The sequence below is a fragment of the Actinophytocola oryzae genome (assembly GCF_004364325.1).
Lineage (GTDB): Bacteria > Actinomycetota > Actinomycetes > Mycobacteriales > Pseudonocardiaceae > Actinophytocola > Actinophytocola oryzae.
In genome coordinates this window covers 567,927-584,986 of record NZ_SOCP01000002.1, presented here as the reverse complement: position 1 = coordinate 584,986, position 17,060 = coordinate 567,927, and the positions used below count along the sequence as shown (strand labels likewise).

Genomic DNA, 17,060 nt, shown 5'->3' with positions numbered 1-17,060 from the left:
GTCGGAGATCGGGGAGAAGATGAGGCGCACAGGCCGGGGAACGGCTCTCGCGGTGATGATCTGTCTGGCGGGAGGGGCGGTCGCGGCCGCCGACGTGCCCCCCGCCGGGCCGGTGTGGGGCGCCTGCCCCGAGGACGTGGTGACCAGGGTGACCGTCCTGCAGTGTGCCACGGTGCCGGTGCCGCTGGACTACGACGAACCCGACGGCGAGCAGATCGGGATCATGGTGTCCCGGCTGGCCAGCACGAAACCGGACCGGCGCCGGGGCGTGCTGATGCTCAACCCCGGCGGCCCGGGTGGCTCCGGGCTGTCGTTCGCGGACGACCTGGTGTGGCTCGGCATTCCGGCGAGTGTCCTGGACAGCTACGACGTGATCGGCATGGACACCCGTGGGATCGGGCATTCGGCACCGGTGAGCTGCGGCTTCACCACCGACGATGGCTACCTGGGCAACATCCCGCCCTACGCCGTCGACGAGGCGGCGGTCGCCGAGCAGGCGAGGAACGCGAAAGCCGTGGCCGAGCGGTGTGCCGCCAACGACGACGACGGCCGGCTGCGGCACGTGTCGACGGCGAACATGGCCCGGGACCTCGACCGGATCCGGGCCGCGCTCGGTGAGGAGAAGGCGAGCTTCCTCGGGTACTCGTACGGGTCGGCGCTCGGGGCGGCGTACGCGTCGATGTTCCCCGAGCGGTCCGACCGGATCGTGCTCGACAGCAACGTCGGTGACACCCACCTCGACCAGGACGGGATCCGCCGGTACGCCCTGGGCGCCGAGGAGACGTTCCCCGACTTCGCGCGGTGGGCCGCGGCACGGTACGAGACCTACGGGCTCGGCCGCACGCCGGAAGAGGTGCGGCAGACGTACTTCACGCTCGCGGAGCGGCTCGACGAGACCCCGGTGAACGGCGTCGACGGGCGCGTGTTCCGGTTGGCCACGTTCGCGGGGCTGTTCGGGAGGACGAAGTACGGGCTGACCGCGCAGGGTTGGCAGTCGCTGCTCGACGGCGGCGAGGCGACGGCCGAGCTGTCGGCGGCGACACCCGCGCCGACGGACAACGCGTGGTCGGTGTTCCTCGCGGTGACGTGCAACGACGTCGACTGGCCTTCGGACGTGCGGACCTACCGGCGTGCCGTGGCCGAGGACCGCGAGCGGTACCCGCTCTACGGTGCGGCGAGCGCGAACGTCCTGCCGTGCGCGTACTGGCCGTACGAGCCCGAGGAACCGCCGGTCGCGATCGACGACGACGGCCCGGCGAACGTGTTGGTGGTGCAGAACCGGCACGACCCGGTCACCCCGCACCTCGGCGGGGAACTGCTCGACGGGAAGTTCGGCGACAGGTCGCGGCTGGTGAGCGTCGACGGCAGCGGCCACGGCGTCTACGTCGTCGGCGACAACGCGTGCGCACTGAACACCACGACGAGCTTCCTGGTGGACGGGAAACTGCCCGAGGACGACCTTTCCTGCGCGGTGTTCTGAAAGCGTGCGGTAGTCGCTTCCGGGCCCGGTTCCCGTTCGGCGGGTGGGGGTCGCCCGGTGGTGTGGTGTTTGGCGTAACACGCGGCCCCGGGTGTTCGTATGGAGGTATGACGGACTCACTTGTACGGCAGGGTCTCGAATCCGGACCGGCCGGCGGGCCATCGACCGTCGCGGCGGCTGACGAGCGCAACCACGACATCTGGTCTCACGTCCAGCGCGGTCTGGTCTATCCGGCGCCGTACGCGCTGTTCGCCACCTTCTGGGCCGCGCCGGAGGGCTCGCCGCTGACGCTCGACGTGCTGCGGCGGGTCACCGCGCAGGTGCGCCACCGCATCCACGACGAGTTCGGCAGCAGCCACACGACGGCGGTGGCAGGCGTGGGGTTCCGGCGCTGGGCACAGTGGTGCGCCGAGGAGGACCGCCCGTTGCCCATGGGGATGCGGGTGTCGTTCCCTGCGTCGCAGGACGACCCGGTGGTGTCGAACGTGTTCGAGCGGTCGGCGGGCACGTTCGCCGACTCGGCGGGTGACCTGTGGTTCCACATCAAGTCCGACTGCCCGACGCACTGTCGCGCGGTGTTCGAGTACCTGGCGGAACTGCTGGGTGAGTGCGTCGACCCGGCACGCACCGCGGCGCAGGAGGCGGCGACCAGGTCCGAGCGGCCGGACAAGCGCGGCGGCAAGGTCCTCGGCTGCCGGTTCTCCGAGAACCTCAACAACCCCACGGACCCGGTGACCGTGCGGCGAAGCGCGGTCGTCGGCGGCGAGGACCCCGACCACCTCGGCGCTTCCTTCGTGCTCGCCCAGCGTTTCGTCATCAACTGGGCGCGGGTGCTCGACCTGTCGGCACAGGGCATCGAGGACATGGTCGGCCGCACCGACGAGGACGTCCTGATCCCGTCGCGAGAGGACCGCAGCCACATCAAGCGGTCACGCGTGCAGGACGACCTCGGCAACACCACGCCGGTGCTGCGGCTCTCGCTCCCCTTCGGACAGTCGGCCGCAGTGCACGACGAGGTGTTGCGTGAGAAGGGCGCGAGCGTGCGTGACGAGGAGGGCTTCTACTTCGCCGCGTACAGCCGCAGCACGCCCGTGCTCGAGAAGATCATGGACCGGCAGATCGGGGAACAGCCGGGGTTCATCGCCGACCGCCTGCTCATGAACGTGCACGCCGACGTCGGCGGCTTCTTCTACATCCCCAGCCAGGACGAGCTGGGCATGGACCCGCTGGAGATCGGGGCGCTGGCCGACACCGACTGGCGCCGCTTCCCCGGCGTGGACTGGTCCAGGCTGGACCGGCACTTCGACCAGCGGTCGGCCAACGGGTACATGTACTACAACCACAGGGACTACCTGTACCGCATGTCGACGATGACGGGCGAGGACCGGGAGAAGTACCTGCCCCCGTCGCGTCGCGTGCTCGGGCTGCTGGCCACCGCGTTCTCCCGCTGGGAGGACAACTGGTACCTCGACCGCACGCAGCAGGAGCTGCACCACCTCGAGTACTACCTGCGCGACCGGTTCGGCGAGACCGAGGCCGCCCGCATCATGGCGCTGCCGGTGGTCGAGCGCATGGGCTGGGCCGTCAGGATCGGCCTCGGCGACGTGTTCGCCGGACACGACTACGGCTTCCGTGGCCGACGCCGTGACTGCGCGGGCAACTGGGTCACCGGCGCCGACACCTACCGCATGGCCCCACTGGAGCTGATCGTCGGCGCCATGCCGAACCTGAGCCTCGGCGAGGGCCGCTACGTCATCGACTACGTGCGTGACGACGAGCAGCTGCCGAACTTCTTCAGCGGTCTCAGCTCCGCCTCCGGCGTCGGCCACGTCGTGCCGGGTTTCCAGCGGGCGCTGGAGGTGGGGATCGGCGGGCTGGTCGCCAACGTCCGGACGAAGCTGGACGAGCACGGCGACGACGAGCAGAAGGCGTCGTTCTACCGAGGGGTGCTGCTCGCGCTGGATGGCGTGTCCGCGCACTGCCGCTCCTACGCCGAGCTGGCGCGCGAGCTGCTCGACGGACCAGACCCCGCGGGCCGCGAGAACCTGCTGGCCATCGCGGACCGGATGGACCGGTTGGCCACCGAACCGCCCGCGACGATGCTCGAGGCCGCGCAGCTGCTGTTCACCCTGCACTCGTGCCTGCACCTGGTCGGCGAACCGACCGCGGTCGGCCGCCTCGACCAGATGCTGTACCCGTTCTACCGCGCCGACGTGGACGCGGGCAGGCTCGACCGGGACCGGGCGCAGGAGATCATCGACTGCTTCTGGATCAAGCTCGGCGAGAAGGTCCAGCCCAACCGCATGTTCCTCGACGACCACCAGCCGTGGGGCAACCTGGCCATGGGCGGGATCGCGGGCAACTACCCGCAGGGCGGCTCGAACAACCAGTGGGTCCAGCAGGTCACGGTCGGCGGCACGGTCGCGGACGACCGGCCGGGGGCCGGCACGCCCGCGTACAACGAGGTCACGATGCTGTGCCTGCGGGCCGCGCGCAGGCTGCCGCTGAACGCGCCGTGCCTGTCGCTGCGCACCCGCCAGGACATGCCCGCCGAGTTCGCCGAGGAGGCCGCGCTCGCACTGCTGTCCGGCGGCGCGCACCCGATCCTGGTGAACGACGAGAAGATCATCCCGGGCCTGCTCGCCAGCGGCGACAACGTCGGTGCCGGCACCTCGCCGACCGCCAGCACACCCGTGGCGGACAAGGCGGGTGCCGCGTGGCACAGCACGGTGGACCTGGTCGCGGCCCGCGACTACGCCTGTGACGGCTGCTACGAGCCGCAGTTCACCGGCCGCAACTGGTTCACCCTCGGCATGGTGATCACGTTGCAGGCGTTGGAGGCCGCGCTCAACCGGGGCAAGTCGTGGGCGACCGCGGGGCCGATGTACTTCCGCGGCCAGAAGGTCTCGTTCATGTCCGAGGCGCCCAGGGAGATCACCTCCTACGAACGCGTCGAGGAGCTGTTCTTCCAGCACTTCCGATGGATGTTCGCCAGGCAGACCGACCAGATGCTGGGCGTGTTCGGCCAGATGAGCGCCGTGTGCCCGTCGCCGCTGCTGTCGTGCTTCGTGGACGACTGCGTCGACAAGGGCCTGGACTTCTACGCGGGTGGCGCCCGGTACAACGTGGCGGGCCCGTGCTTCACCGCGCTGGCCAACACGATCAACTCGCTGTGGGCGATCAGGCACATGGTCTTCACCAGGGAGACCGCGGTGACCTCGCTGCCGGAGCTGGTGGAGGCCCTGATCTGCGACTGGGGCGAGTCGATGAGCGAGCCGTTCGCCCCCACACTGGCCGGGCCGGCGAGGACGGCGGCCCGCGCCGACCGCTTCCGCAGGCTCCGCAAGGTGGCCATGGACCTGCCCAAGTACGGCCGCGGTCACCGGGAGATCGACGAGTTCGGCGACGCGCTGGTGGCCAGGGTGGCACGCACGGCCGTGGAGGTCTACACGGAGCCCGCGGAACCGACCGCGCGGAAGATGGTGGCGCTGGCCGAACGCTGCGGCACGGCCGAGCACCCGTTCGGCCTGCAGATCCAACCGGGCGTCGGCACGTTCGAGAACTACCTTGAGTTCGGCGCGATGTGCGGGGCCTCCGCGGACGGGCGCCTGGGCGGCCAGCCCATGGCCTCGGACCTGAGCCCGAGCCCGAGCTGTGCCGACCAGCCGGTCGGGAACGAGACGACCCCGTTCCTGGCCACGCTCGACGGGTTCTCGGGTCCGGGCAGCGCGGCCATGTGGAACGCCGCCCCCACCGAGTACAACGTCCGCGAGGACTTCCCCGCCCCGGCACTGGTCGAGGTGATCCGCGCCTTCGCGGCGGGCAGGGGCTCGAACATCCTCACGATCACCTGCGCCGACCCCGACACGTTCTCCGGGGCCTGCGAGGACCCGGAGAAGTACGACCTCCTCCGCGTCAGGATGGGCGGCTGGGCGGAGTTCTTCGTGGCGATGTTCCCCGACCACCAGCAACAGCACCGCCGCAGGCCCGTCAGCGTCCCCGACGCACCGACCGGCTGACGACGCGTCAGGAGGTGGCGCCCCGGGCGGAGGACCGGGACAGGGCCCTGTCGAGGTGGACCAGGACATCGCGCTGAGCGGGGTTGTAGAGGTCGGCGATGGCCAGGCCCATCGTTCGGTTGACGAACCGGGCCCCGTGCCGCGCGCCGGGGCCGGTGTCGCGCATCCCCGGGTGTGAGTCGCGGATGTCCCGCACGTGCGGGAGCAGGCGCTCGGTCAGCGACCGCACGGCCTCGGCGTCGGCGTCCGCGGGCAGGCGGTCGAACTCGCCGACCGCGGGGTCGTCGTGCAGCGACGGCAGCATCTCCCGGAACGCGGCGAGCGCGGTGGGGTTGAGGATCCGGGTCAGGACGACGACGAACGCGCGGTCGGCGTCCGACAGGCCGGTCACGGCAGGCGCCATCTCGGGCGGCAGGTCGATGGGCGACCGCTGCCGCAGCCGCAGCGCGATCTCGGCCCGGGCCCGCTGGAGGTGTTCGATGGTCGCGGCCAGCTCGGCGTCGACGATCCGCAGCGCCTCCTCGGGGCGCTCGCCGATCTCACCCAGGTCGGCGATCCGCGACGCCGGGAGCCCGAGGTCGGTCAGCCGCGTGATGCGCAGCAGCCGCACCAGGTGCGCCACCCCGTACCGCTTGTAGCCGTTGGCTCCCCGCGCGGGTTCGTCGAGCAGCCCCACCTCGTGGTAATACCGCACGGCCCGCAGGCTCGTGCCCGCGAGCTCCGCGATCTCCCGAGTACTCCACGTCAATGCTCGTCTCCTCGGTGGCTATGCGGTGGATCACAGCGTCGTGACTTGAGTGTGCCGCGACGGCCGGGTGTCTGCTGCACGAGCACCCACCCATGATGGCAACCCGAGGAGACCCATGCCGTTCCGCTCCGCCCTCGTCCGCATGACGGCGTCGATACTGCCCCTGGCGGTGCTCGGGGCCTGCGGCCAGCCGGCTCAGCGAGAGGAGCCCGGCGCCGACCTGGCCCGCTTCTACGACCAGGAGCTGTCCTTCGGGCCGTGCGCGGACTACGCCACCAACGTCGCCGAGGAGAAGGCGTACGCGAGTGACGCGTTCCAGTGCGCGCGGCTGGAAGTTCCCCTGGACTACGACGACCCGGGCGGCAGGACCGCACGCATCGCCGTGCTGCGGGTGCCCGCACGCGGCGAGCCGATCGGGTCCCTGCTGCTCAACCCCGGCGGGCCGGGTGGGCCGGGGCTGGCCATGGCGGTCGCGATGTCCCGGACGCTCGCGACGAGCGCGGTCACCGAACGGTTCGACCTGGTCGGGTTCGACCCCCGGGGCGTCGGGGCGTCCACCCCGGCGCTGGACTGCGCCACCGACGACGAACGGGACCGGGGTGACGCACTCGTCCCCGCTGTCGGGGAGTGGAGCGCGGAGGACGGCCGCGAGCTGGTGCGGACGTGTGCCGAGCGTTCCGGCGGCGCCGACGTGCTCGCCCATGTCGGTACCCGCGACGCCGTGCGGGACATGGACGTCCTGCGTGCGGTCCTCGGTGACGAGAAGGTGTCCTTCCTGGGCCAGAGCTACGGCACGCGCCTCGGCGCGGTCTACGCCGAGGAGTTCCCGGAGAAGGTGCGTGCCATGGTGCTCGACGGCGCGGTCGACCCGAAGCTGGGGACGGTGGAGCGGCGGCTCACCCAGTTCGAGGGGTTCCAGCGTGCCTTCGACAAGATGGCCGCCGACTGCGCCACCCGGCCCGGCTGTCCACTCGGCACCGATCCGGCGGGCGCGACCGGGACCTTCCAGGGCATCGTCCGGCCGCTGATCGACAAGCCGGTCCCGGTGAGCGACGGGAGGGAGCTCACCTACAGCGGCGCCATCAACGCGGTCACCGCGGGCCTCTACGACTCGAGCGCGTGGCAGACGATCACCCAGGGGCTCACGGAGGTGCTGGCAGGACGCGGCGACATCCTCACCGCCCTCGACGACAGCTTCGGCGGGCGCGCGGCCGACGGGCGGTGGAGCAACTACCTCGAGGCCAACTTCGCGATCAACTGCATGGACGAGCAGCGCCGCACGCCGGGGCAGGAGGCCGACCTGCAGCGCCGTCTCCACGAGACCGCGCCGTTCGGCGACCCTGGGCAGGAGCTGAAGGGCGCCCGCGACGGCTGCGAGTTCTGGCCGGCCCGCCCGACCCTCGACTACCCCTACGCCACCGGGGTCGAGAACCTGCCCGGGACGCTGACGATCTCCGTCACCGGCGACCCCAGCACCCCGTTCGAGGCGGGACAGAGCCTCGCCGACACCCTCGGGGGTGTGCTGCTCACCGTGGAGGGTGAACAGCACACCGTGGCCCTGTCCGGGAAGTCACCGTGTGTCAACGACATCGTCGCCGACTACCTCGTCGACCTGAAGCTCCCGGCGAGTGGCGCACGCTGTGGCGCGGGCTGACTCGACCGTGCAGCAGCGGGCCGTGCGGGCCGGTGTCGACTGGTCCGCACGGCTCTGCCGCAGGCCGACGCCGTTCAGTCCGTGGCACGCTCGAGGTGCGCGCGGAGCCGGGTGCCGGTCTCGTCGGTCCAGCCCTCGCGGGTCGCGTAGGCGATCATGCCCGCGAGATCCTGCTCCCACGTCGGGCCGACGCGACCGGCGGCGTGGCGGCGCACCGCGTCCACCGGCACCATGACGTGGCCGTCCGCCAGCAGCTCGCCGAGCCCAGCGTCGCGTAGGCGGCCGGCAAGCTCGTCGCCGTCGAGGCCGGGCGGGCAGAGCACGTGGAAGGCCGTCACGTCCTGCGGGTCGACCAGGTCGACCGAGTCACCGGTGATCCGGAAGTACACGGGGTTCTCCTTGCTGTGCGGCACGGGCCACGGTCAGGCGTGCGTGTTCCGGTAGAGGCGGACGGCGTTGCGCAGGGCCATGGTGACAGTCATCGGGCCGATGCGGGGGACGAACACCCCTGCTGTGTCGACGACGTCGTCGGTGAAGTTCCTCAGCATCGAGAAGTTCACGCACACGGCACCCGGCCTGACCTCCTCCGCGCGGACCAGTTCGAACTCCCGTGTCGGCACCCCGGTGACGACGACGTCGGCGCCGGCAAGGGCGGTGGCCCGGTCGACCGCCACCGGCCGGACGCGGTAGGACTCGTTGTCGGGGTCCGGCACGAACCGCAGCGGCCCGTCCACGTCGAACGAGGTCACCTCCGCGCCGTCGTTGGCCATCATCGCGGCGAGCGGTCTGCCGACGATCTCGCTGCGGTTGAACACACAGGCCCGCAGACCGGCGAGCGGTGCCGGCGTGCCGGGGCGGGTGACACCCGCGCTGTCCAGTAGCTTCAGGATCGCGAGCGGCGTGCACGGCAGCACGGTCCGCTTCGTCCGCGCGGCGTCGACGAACCGCCGGTTCTCGTAGAGGCTGCGGCTCCAGAACGAATGCAGCCCCTCGACGTCCTTGCGCGGGTCGACCAGCTCACGCAGCCACCGGTCCGGCTCCCCGCCCCGCACCGGGTAGTAGACCAGCATGCCGTGCACGCGGTCGTCGCCACCCGCGTCGCGCACCGCCCGCTCGACGTCGCCCGGCGGCACGACCCGCAGGTCGAAGTGGACACCGACGGAGTCGCAGGCGCGCCGCGTGTACTCGGCGTAGGTCCGCGAAGCCCGGTCGGCATCCTCGGCGAGGAAGCCGGCGAGCGTCAGCGGTTCCGGGACGGCGGCCACGTCCGCACGGATCTGCGTGCGGAACGACTCGGCCAGGACGGCGGGGTCGAGGATGCGAGCGGTCACGGTGAGGTGATTAGCACACCCGTCGCTCCCGACGTCGGCCGACACCCGACTCGGTCCCGCGGACCCGGATGCCTGAATTCCGGTCCTTCACAGTTCACGTCATCAATACGGCATCACTCAATAGGGTGACGCAGTTCGAAATCGGTGGACATTCCGGCTCCCGCTACTACGCGGCAACGGCACTTCCCTTGCGTCGCTTGATGATTTGCGGAGCCATCGACCCTGAAGTACGGTGCGTGCATACTGCGGCAAGCGCATTCGGGGGGTAATTCAGTGTCGGACACCTTCCGCAAAATCATCGAGAACGTCCTGCCGTCGGTGATCGAGAAGAGGCTCTCGCGAGGCGCGTTGTACGTGACCTTCTGGACGGTCACCGGTGTGCTGAGCCTGTGGTTCCTCATGAGCGGCCTGGTCTACGGGACGCTGGTGATGGGTGGTCCGCTGCTGCTGCTCGCGGCGACCCGCCACCAAGGGCTCGGCAGGGTCCACCCGCTGCTGCTCGCCTTCGCCGCGGTGATGTCGTTCGTGCCCGCGTTCTTCCTCGGCCGCTACCAGGCGTCGGAGGAGACACCCGGCGGCCTGGTGCTGGTCGGGTTCCTGGTCTTCCTGATCTGGGTGACCGCGTACCCGACCATGCTGGACAAGCTCGACGAGCGGTTCCAGCTCTCGGCCTACCCACCGGACGCGAGGAACCGGACGCTGCCCGCCGAGGTGCGAGACCAGTGCGCCATGTACCGCGTGCTGCTGGTCCGGCTGTGGATGGCGGCGATGGCGATGTTCGCCGTCGACAGCACGATCGTGGCCTTGCTGTGCCTGGTCGCTCTCGTCGTGAGGCGTCGCTGGCTCGCCGCCGTCGCGGGGATCGCCTGTCTGCTGGAGGCCGTGGTCTCGATCGGCTTCTCCGGGCTCTCGCTGACGTTCGAGCCGCTCGACGTCCTCGCGGGAGTCCTCGCCGCCCTGCAGTGGTACGAGGCCGTGAAGAACCCGCTGTGGGAAAGGCAGGCCCATGCCGGACGGTGGTGAACCGGTGCACGAGGTACTGCCGTGGTGGCAGCGGAGGATGCCGGGTGCGCCGGTCACCGAGCCGTGGGACTTCTCCGCCGCCGCGCTGGTCAACCCGCTGCTACCCGCGAAGCTCAGGAGACTACCGGGCCTGCTCGACCGCTTCGGCGCCGTCCGACTGGCCCCGTCGACGATCGGCATCGACAACGCACGCGCCGTGCCGTGGACTCAGGTGACGGAGGTCCACACGCGCCCGGTCGGGGAGATCGCCGCCGCGCTGACGGAGGACCTCGCCGGCCAGATCGCCCGCCTGGTACCGATTCCCGGCGCGGGCTTCGCGACCCGCGCGGTCACGTCCCGCATCGTGGACGCCGTCAGCGACCTCGTCACCGGGATGCTGCGGACGGCGCTGCGTGAACACCGCGAGCACGCCCAGGTGCCCTGGCGGATCGGTTGTCGGGGGCGCTGGAAGTCGACCGTGCTGTCACCGGGGCTGGTCTCGTCGGCCGTGCTCTGCCTGCCACCGGTCGCCACCAGCGTCATCGCGACCGCGAGCCAACACGGGATCGCGATCACCGCCCCACAGGGCCGACTTTAATCGGTGTCGCCGGAGAGATCGGCCCGGTACTAACATCACGTGCCGTTCCTTGTGCTCTTCGCTGCCGTCCTGCTGCTCGGCATCGCGGACTCGATGGTCAACTCCTACATCGTCCTCTTCGGCGCCGACGCGGTCGGGCTGACGCCGCTGCAGATCGGCGTGTGGTCCTCGGTGTTCGCCGTCGCGGGGATCACGATCGGCTGGTGGCTGGGACGACGGTTCGACCGCAGGCCCACGCGGACGTACGCGATCGTCGTGATCCTCCTCGGCTCGGCGGGTTACGTGCTGCTGCCCCGGGTGTCGAGCTTCCTGGTGCTGCTGCTGATGGCGGCGACGGTGCTCGGGGCCATGGGAGCGGCCTTTCCGCAGCTGTTCGCCCTGGCCCGCTCGGTGCTCGGCGAGGGCGCCGCCGGGCAGCGGTCCGCGCCGCTGCTGCGTGCGGCGTGGTCACTGGCGTGGGCCGTCGGGCCGTTGCTGGGGGCGCTCGTGCTGTCCAGGGGCGGCTACACCTGGCTGATGTGGACGGCCGCCGGGGTCTTCCTCGCGTCCGCACTGACAGTTCTCGTCGTGCCGCGCCCGCCACGGGCCGTCGAGGTCGCGGACGCCTCCCCCGGCGGCACCCCTGTACTGCTGACGGTGAGCGTCACGCTGTTCTTCGCCGCGATGTTCGCGGGCAGCCTCGCGGTGCCCCTGTTCGTCACCCGCGCACTGCACCAGCAGCCCGCGTCGGTCGGCGTGCTCTTCAGCGTCTGCGCCGCGGTCGAGGTCGTGGCCACGCTCGGGTTGGCCGCCGTTCCGGCCCGGGTCAGCCAGCGGGCCCTGATCCTCGGCGGCTTCGGCTCCTTCGTCGTGTACTACGCCCTGACGGTCGTGGCGTCGGACATGCTGATGCTGGTGATCGGGCAGGTCTTCCGCGGGGTGGGGATCGCGATCGTCGCGGGCGCCGGCATCCGGTACTTCCAGGACCTCCTCGCCCCGGCGACCGGCCGCGCCACCACCCTCTTCGCCAACGCGACCACGGCGGGCCTGTTGGTGTCCGGCATCCTGTCCGGCCTCGTGATCGAGCACTTCGGCTACGGCACGACGCTGCTCCTCTGCGCGGTGGTGTCCGCACTGGGCGGAGCCATGTTCACCGTGGCGTCCCGCAGGCGAACACCGGTGCACGACGGCGTCCAGTTGACATAAAGATGGACACTGGAAGTAGTCGCAGTACTACGGCACGCAACCAGGAAGGGTGGTGGAGCACGATCACGACCGGCTCGGGAACCAGGCGGACGACGGGTCTGACCGCGGAACTCGTGGTCGATGGCCGCGAACCACGGACGCCGGTCCTCGCCCCGAACGGGCGGCTGCTCAGCTACGTACTGGCGCCCACCAGCCGGGCTGGCGACCGCCTCGACACGGAGGTGTGGCTCGCCGACGTCGACGGTGCGGACGCACCACACCGGGCGACCACCGACACCGCCTGCCCATGACACGACACCTGATCAGCGCGGGGCACCGGCTGCACGTCGGCTCCCGCGGACGCGGCCCGATCGACGCCGCCCTGGCCGCGGGTGCGATCGACGACGGCGACCCGGCGTTCGTGGCGGCACACAGCGAGATCGTGCTGCTGTGTGTGCCGTTCACCCCCGACGTGACCCGGGTGCTGACCGACCTCGCTCCCGGTCTGCGGTCCGGAACCGTGGTCGTCGACCACTCGACCATCGACGCGGCCGCCGAGCCGGGCCACCGCGACCTGGTCGTCGCCGCGGGCGGCCGGTACGTGGAGGCCCCGGTGTCCGGTGGGCCGGCCGCCGCGCGGGCAGGCGCACTGGCGATCTACGCGGGCGGCGAGGTGGCCGACATCGAGGCGGTCCACGAGGTGCTCGCGGCGTACTCGGCCCGGGTCGTCCACACCGGACCGACGGGTTCGGGGCAGACGATGAGGCTGTGCAACAACCTCGTCCACGCCGCGCAGAACCTCGCCGTCGCCGAGGCGTTCGGCCTGGCGGCACGTGCCGGCCTCGATCCGCGTGCACTGCACGAGGTCGTGCTCGGCTCGACCGGCGACTGTACCGCCGTGCGCCAGCGGGTGCCGGTCACGGGCGTGGTGCCGGACTCCCCCGCGAGCAACGACTGGCGCGGCTTCCCGGTCGAGTGGATGAAGGAGGAGATGGACATGGTGCTCCGCCTGGCGGACAGCCACGACTTCCCGCTGGTGAGCACCCGCGTCTTCCGCCGCCTGCTGGACTTCGCCGCCGACGCCGGCTACGGCGACCTCGACTTCTCCGCGATCGGGCGCCTGTACCAGGAGTCGGACCGGCGGACGCTGCGGTGGTGCGCCAACACCGCGGCGACGCTGGAGTCCCCGGCGGGTTAGGCTCCTGTGGTGAGTGCGTCCGGTCGTTCGTCCAGTGTGGATCGCAGGCGGCTGGTGCCCAGGACCGACGAGGTGCTGGCCGACCCCAGGCTCGTCGAGGCGGTCACGCGGGTGGGACGGCCCGCGGTCAAGGCGGCGGTAGCGGCGGCCCAGCAGCGGGCGCGGGCAGGCGAGATCGCCCCGGAAGCGGTGGCCGACACGGCCGTAGCCGCACTGCCGGCCCGCGGGTCGTCGCTGAACCCGGTAGTCAACGCCACGGGTGTCCTCCTGCACACGAACCTGGGCCGAGCGCCGCTGTCGGCTGCGGCGGTCGAGGCGGTGGTGGCGGCGGCGGGGCCCACGGATGTCGAGCTGGACCTGACGTCGGGCAGGCGCACGGGACGAGGCCTGGGGATGGTCGAGGCACTGGCCGCGGCGGTGCCGGACGCCGAGGCGGTGCACGTCGTGAACAACGGCGCCGCGGCGCTGGTCCTGGCCGCGACCGCGTTGGCGATGGGCAGGGAGATCGTCATCAGCCGGGGCGAGCTGGTGGAGATCGGTGACGGGTTCCGCCTGCCGGACCTGCTGACGAGCACCGGCGCCACGCTGCGTGAGGTCGGCACCACCAACCGGACGGCGCTCGCGGACTACACGGCGGCAGTCGGGCCGGAGACGGGTTTCGTGCTGAAGGTGCACCCGTCGAACTTCGTGGTCACGGGCTTCACGGCCGACGTGCCGATCGAGGAGCTGGCGACGCTGCAGGCGCCGGTGGTGGCTGACATCGGCTCCGGCCTGCTCACCCCACACCCGCTCCTACCGGACGAACCGGACGCGGCCGGCACGCTGCGCGCGGGCGCGGACCTCGTCATCGCGAGCGGCGACAAGCTGTTGGGGGGCCCGCAGTGCGGCATCATCGCGGGGCGGGCGGACCTCGTGCACCGGCTGCGGCGGCACCCGCTGGCCCGTGCGCTGCGGGTCGGCAAGCTCACGATCGCCGCGCTGGAGGCGACCCTGCGTGTGCCGCCCACCCCGACCGCCCGTGCACTGGCGACGGGCCGGGCGGAGCTGCGTGCTCGCGCCGAGGCGCTCGCCGCGACACTGCGTGCACAGGGCGTCGAGGCACAGGCGGTCGACAGCGAGGCCACGGTGGGTGGCGGGGGTGCACCGGGAGTGCCGATCGCGAGCGCCGCGGTCCGGCTCCCCGAGTCCTACGCCGAACGCCTGCGCCACGCACCCCACCCGGTGATGACGAGAGTGACGAACGGCGCGTGCCTAGTGGACCTGCTCGCGGTCCCGCCGACCGCCGACACCCGCATAGTCGATGCGGTCACAGCCTGCTGAAGCCCGCCGCCCCGTACTGGTCCCGGTACCGGCCCCGTACTGGCTCCGTACTGAAGGACGCCTTCCTAACGCCCAGCGACACGAAGGACGCCTTCAGTACACTCGGCCCCCACCACGCGCCACTCCCGACGCACTGAAGGACGCCTTCAGTACGCCCAGCGTAACGAAGGCGTCCTTCAGTACGCCCAGCGTAACGAAGGCGTCCTTCAGTACGCCCAGCGTTAGGAAGGCGTCCTTCAGTGCGCGGGCTGCCCGAACCGGGTCCGCTTGTTGAACGCCCGTCGCAGCCCCAGCACGGAGAGCAACGCCTCCATGCCGGTGGCGGCCAGCACGCCCGCGGCGAGGACCGCCGCGACGACGCCGACGTTCCGCAACGGCTTGCGTGCCGAGGAACGCGTGGTCCTCATCTTTCATCAACTCCCCGTGGCCACGGGGTTGAGGCGGGAGATCACCTCCGAGGAGAACTTCTTCACGAACTCCATCTTGTCCGGAAAGGACACTGTCCACCAGAACTGGTTCGCGCCTGCCTCCGCGGCCGTCTTCAGCTGCTCGACACACTCGTCGGGCGTCCCACCCACAACGTACCGCCGCGACGCGTGTTCCCGCAGCTTCGGCAGCGACCGCAACAACTCGACGTTCGGCGCGGTCCCGTGCTTGATGTGCGCGTCGAAGTCGTAGTGGTCGACGAGGTACTGCGCCTCCTCCAGGACGTCCGTCGGGATGAGCTTGCCACCCAGCGTGATCTGCCCGTGCGCGTTGATCAACGCGGCCGACAGGCTCAGCATCTGCTCCTCGGCCTCGGCCCGGCTGTCGGCCACCCGCGCCCCGCACAGCCACCACAGGTCCAGATCGGAGAGTGACCGGCCGACCGACTCGGCACCCTCCCGGATGAACCCGAGCGTGTGCTCGATGACCTCCGGGATCACCCCCGACCCGATGATCACGCCATCGGCGACCCGGCCCGCCATCCGCAGCATCTTCGGCCCGGCGGCCGCCACGTAGATGGGCACGTTGCGCGGCTCGGAGAACATCCGCAGCTCGGACCCCCGGTAGGTCACCGGCTCGCCACGCAGCAGGCCACGGACCGTAAGCAGGTACTCCTCGATGTCGGCCACCTTCGCGGGCCGCGCGGCTGCCGTGTGCGCGGCGCTGTCCCCCGCACCGATGCCGAACAACGCGCGCCCACCGGAGAGCACGTCGAGTGAGCCGATCGCCTGCGCCGCCACGATCGGGTGACGGGTCAGCGGGTTGGTCACCCTCGGTCCGAAGCGGACCCTGCTGGTGTTCTGCGCGGCGATCACCCCGGTCACGTACGTCTCCGGGTACAGGGCGGGCGAGTCGGTGAGCCCGATGACGTCGAACCCGCACTCGTCGACCGTCCGGACCCAGCCGGGAAACGCCTCGAGGTCGTCACAGACAAGACTGACGCCGAAACCGAACTTCGTCATACTCTTCCGCCTCTCCGAGATTCACTGCGTTGATTGCGCCGTGACGTGAACCAGCCACAAGCACGTGGCCGCGCAGGACTTCGGTCCACTCACGCACCACCGGGCAACGCCGCGATGATCGCGTCCGTCATCTCCGTCGTGGTGGCCGTGCCGCCCAGGTCGTAGGTGGTGATCGGGCCGGCAACCGTCGCCGCGACGGCCGCGCGCACCCGCGTCGCCGCCTCGGTCTCGCCGAGGTGGTCGAGCAGCAGCGCACCCGACAGCACGAGCGCCGTCGGGTTCACCTTGTCCTGGCCCGCGTACCTGGGCGCGCTGCCGTGCGCCGCCTCGAACAACGCGGCGTCCGGACCGAAGGACGCCCCGGGCACGAGCCCCAGCCCACCGATCAGCCCGGCGGACAGGTCGGCCAGGATGTCGCCGTACTGGAAGGGCGCGAGCAGCACGTCGTAGGCGAACGGGTCACGCACCAGGTGCATGGTGAGCGCGTCCACGAGACAGTCGTCCAGCTCGATGTCGGGGTACTCGGGCGCGACCTCCCGCGCCGCGGCGAGGAACAGCCCGTCGGTCTCCTTGAGCGTGGCCGCCTTGTGCGCCACCGTGACCTTCTTGCGCCCGTGCGTGCGCGCGTACTCGAGGGCGAACCGCGCCACGCGGTGGGTGGCCGCGCGGGTCACCCATTTCACGGTGATCGCGGCGTCCGGGCCGACGTACTGGGTCGCCCCGGTGAACACGTCCTCGGTCACCTCCCGCACGACCACGAGGTCCGCGCCGGGGAAGTGGGTGCGCGCACCGGGCAGCGCCCACGCGAGCCGCACGTTGGTGTGGACGCCCGCGGCCTGCCGCAGCGCGATGTTGGGGCTCTTGTAACCGTGCCCGACGGGGTTGGCCATCGGCCCCTTGAGCACGACGCCGACCTCGCGGATCGCGGCGACCGTCTCGGGTGGCACGGTCGCGCCGGTCCGCTCGAACGGGACCTCGCCCGCCTCGGCGAGCACCCAGTCGACCTCGACACCAGCCGCGTCGATCACCCTGCGGGCTGCCCACGTGACCTCGGGACCGATGCCGTCGCCGGGAACGTGCACCACGGTGTGCGCCATA

15 protein-coding genes are annotated in these 17,060 nt (G+C 71.1%); 9 read left to right on the top strand and 6 right to left on the bottom strand.

Annotation, left to right across the window (positions count from 1 at the left end; all coding sequences use genetic code 11):
- The first annotated feature begins 19 nt into the window (after positions 1–19).
- Together CLV71_RS06285 and CLV71_RS06280 are read left to right on the top strand one after the other, a co-directional pair.
- The gene (locus CLV71_RS06285) at positions 20–1,480 is read left to right on the top strand and encodes an alpha/beta hydrolase (protein ID WP_133901641.1); all 1,461 of its coding nucleotides are present in this window, start codon (positions 20–22) and stop codon (positions 1,478–1,480) included.
- Positions 1,481–1,587: 107 nt separating this feature from the next.
- Positions 1,588–5,499 (top strand): Dyp-type peroxidase, encoded by a 3,912-nt coding sequence (locus CLV71_RS06280; protein ID WP_133901640.1) that lies wholly within the window; start codon positions 1,588–1,590, stop codon positions 5,497–5,499.
- Between the two features lie 7 nt (positions 5,500–5,506).
- Here the strand turns inward: CLV71_RS06280 and CLV71_RS06275 are convergent, their stop codons facing one another.
- Positions 5,507–6,247: a MerR family transcriptional regulator gene (locus CLV71_RS06275; protein WP_133901639.1), complete on the bottom strand. Its 741-nt coding sequence runs from the start codon at positions 6,245–6,247 to the stop codon at positions 5,507–5,509.
- Between the two features lie 115 nt (positions 6,248–6,362).
- On the opposite strand from CLV71_RS06275, the gene CLV71_RS06270 reads away from it, so the two are divergent.
- A complete protein-coding gene (locus tag CLV71_RS06270; RefSeq protein WP_133901638.1) occupies positions 6,363–7,901 on the top strand; it encodes an alpha/beta hydrolase in 1,539 nt (512 codons plus the stop codon).
- 74 nt (positions 7,902–7,975) lie between these two features.
- On the opposite strand, the gene CLV71_RS06265 is transcribed toward CLV71_RS06270, so the two are convergent.
- Together CLV71_RS06265 and CLV71_RS06260 are read right to left on the bottom strand one after the other, a co-directional pair.
- Positions 7,976–8,290 carry a hypothetical protein gene (locus tag CLV71_RS06265; RefSeq protein WP_133901637.1) on the bottom strand — a complete coding sequence of 105 codons (315 nt, stop codon included), beginning with the start codon at positions 8,288–8,290 and terminating at the stop codon, positions 7,976–7,978.
- Positions 8,291–8,323: 33 nt separating this feature from the next.
- Positions 8,324–9,232, bottom strand: a complete 909-nt coding sequence (locus CLV71_RS06260) for a bifunctional methylenetetrahydrofolate dehydrogenase/methenyltetrahydrofolate cyclohydrolase (protein ID WP_208297410.1) — start codon at positions 9,230–9,232, stop codon at positions 8,324–8,326.
- A 273-nt stretch (positions 9,233–9,505) separates the two neighbouring features.
- Between CLV71_RS06260 and CLV71_RS06255 the strand changes: the two genes are divergently transcribed.
- Genes CLV71_RS06255 through selA form a run of 6 tightly spaced genes read left to right on the top strand, consistent with a single transcriptional unit; the run spans position 9,506 to position 14,514 of the window.
- The gene (locus CLV71_RS06255) at positions 9,506–10,255 is read left to right on the top strand and encodes a hypothetical protein (RefSeq protein WP_133901635.1); all 750 of its coding nucleotides are present in this window, start codon (positions 9,506–9,508) and stop codon (positions 10,253–10,255) included.
- Between the two features lie 4 nt (positions 10,256–10,259).
- The gene (locus CLV71_RS06250) at positions 10,260–10,832 is read left to right on the top strand and encodes a hypothetical protein (RefSeq protein ID WP_133901634.1); all 573 of its coding nucleotides are present in this window, start codon (positions 10,260–10,262) and stop codon (positions 10,830–10,832) included.
- A gap of 39 nt (positions 10,833–10,871) precedes the next feature.
- Positions 10,872–12,017 (top strand): sugar efflux transporter, encoded by a 1,146-nt coding sequence (locus CLV71_RS06245; protein ID WP_133901633.1) that lies wholly within the window; start codon positions 10,872–10,874, stop codon positions 12,015–12,017.
- A 2-nt stretch (positions 12,018–12,019) separates the two neighbouring features.
- Positions 12,020–12,307 carry a hypothetical protein gene (locus tag CLV71_RS06240; protein ID WP_208297409.1) on the top strand — a complete coding sequence of 96 codons (288 nt, stop codon included), beginning with the start codon at positions 12,020–12,022 and terminating at the stop codon, positions 12,305–12,307.
- Positions 12,304–13,194 carry an NAD(P)-dependent oxidoreductase gene (locus tag CLV71_RS06235; RefSeq protein WP_133901632.1) on the top strand — a complete coding sequence of 297 codons (891 nt, stop codon included), beginning with the start codon at positions 12,304–12,306 and terminating at the stop codon, positions 13,192–13,194. Before CLV71_RS06240 ends, CLV71_RS06235 begins: the two co-directional genes overlap by 4 nt.
- Positions 13,195–13,203: 9 nt before the next feature.
- Positions 13,204–14,514 (top strand): L-seryl-tRNA(Sec) selenium transferase, encoded by a 1,311-nt coding sequence (gene selA / locus CLV71_RS06230; protein WP_133901631.1) that lies wholly within the window; start codon positions 13,204–13,206, stop codon positions 14,512–14,514.
- Between the two features lie 236 nt (positions 14,515–14,750).
- Here the strand turns inward: selA and CLV71_RS47505 are convergent, their stop codons facing one another.
- From CLV71_RS47505 to CLV71_RS06220, 3 genes are all read right to left on the bottom strand, one after another.
- Positions 14,751–14,921: a hypothetical protein gene (locus CLV71_RS47505; RefSeq protein ID WP_166663962.1), complete on the bottom strand. Its 171-nt coding sequence runs from the start codon at positions 14,919–14,921 to the stop codon at positions 14,751–14,753.
- 6 nt (positions 14,922–14,927) lie between these two features.
- Complete coding sequence (locus CLV71_RS06225) at positions 14,928–15,962, bottom strand: LLM class flavin-dependent oxidoreductase (RefSeq protein WP_133901630.1); 1,035 nt, start codon at positions 15,960–15,962, stop codon at positions 14,928–14,930.
- A gap of 89 nt (positions 15,963–16,051) precedes the next feature.
- The gene (locus CLV71_RS06220; protein ID WP_133901629.1) at positions 16,052–17,059 is read right to left on the bottom strand and encodes an isocitrate/isopropylmalate dehydrogenase family protein; all 1,008 of its coding nucleotides are present in this window, start codon (positions 17,057–17,059) and stop codon (positions 16,052–16,054) included.
- Position 17,060 lies beyond the last annotated feature (1 nt).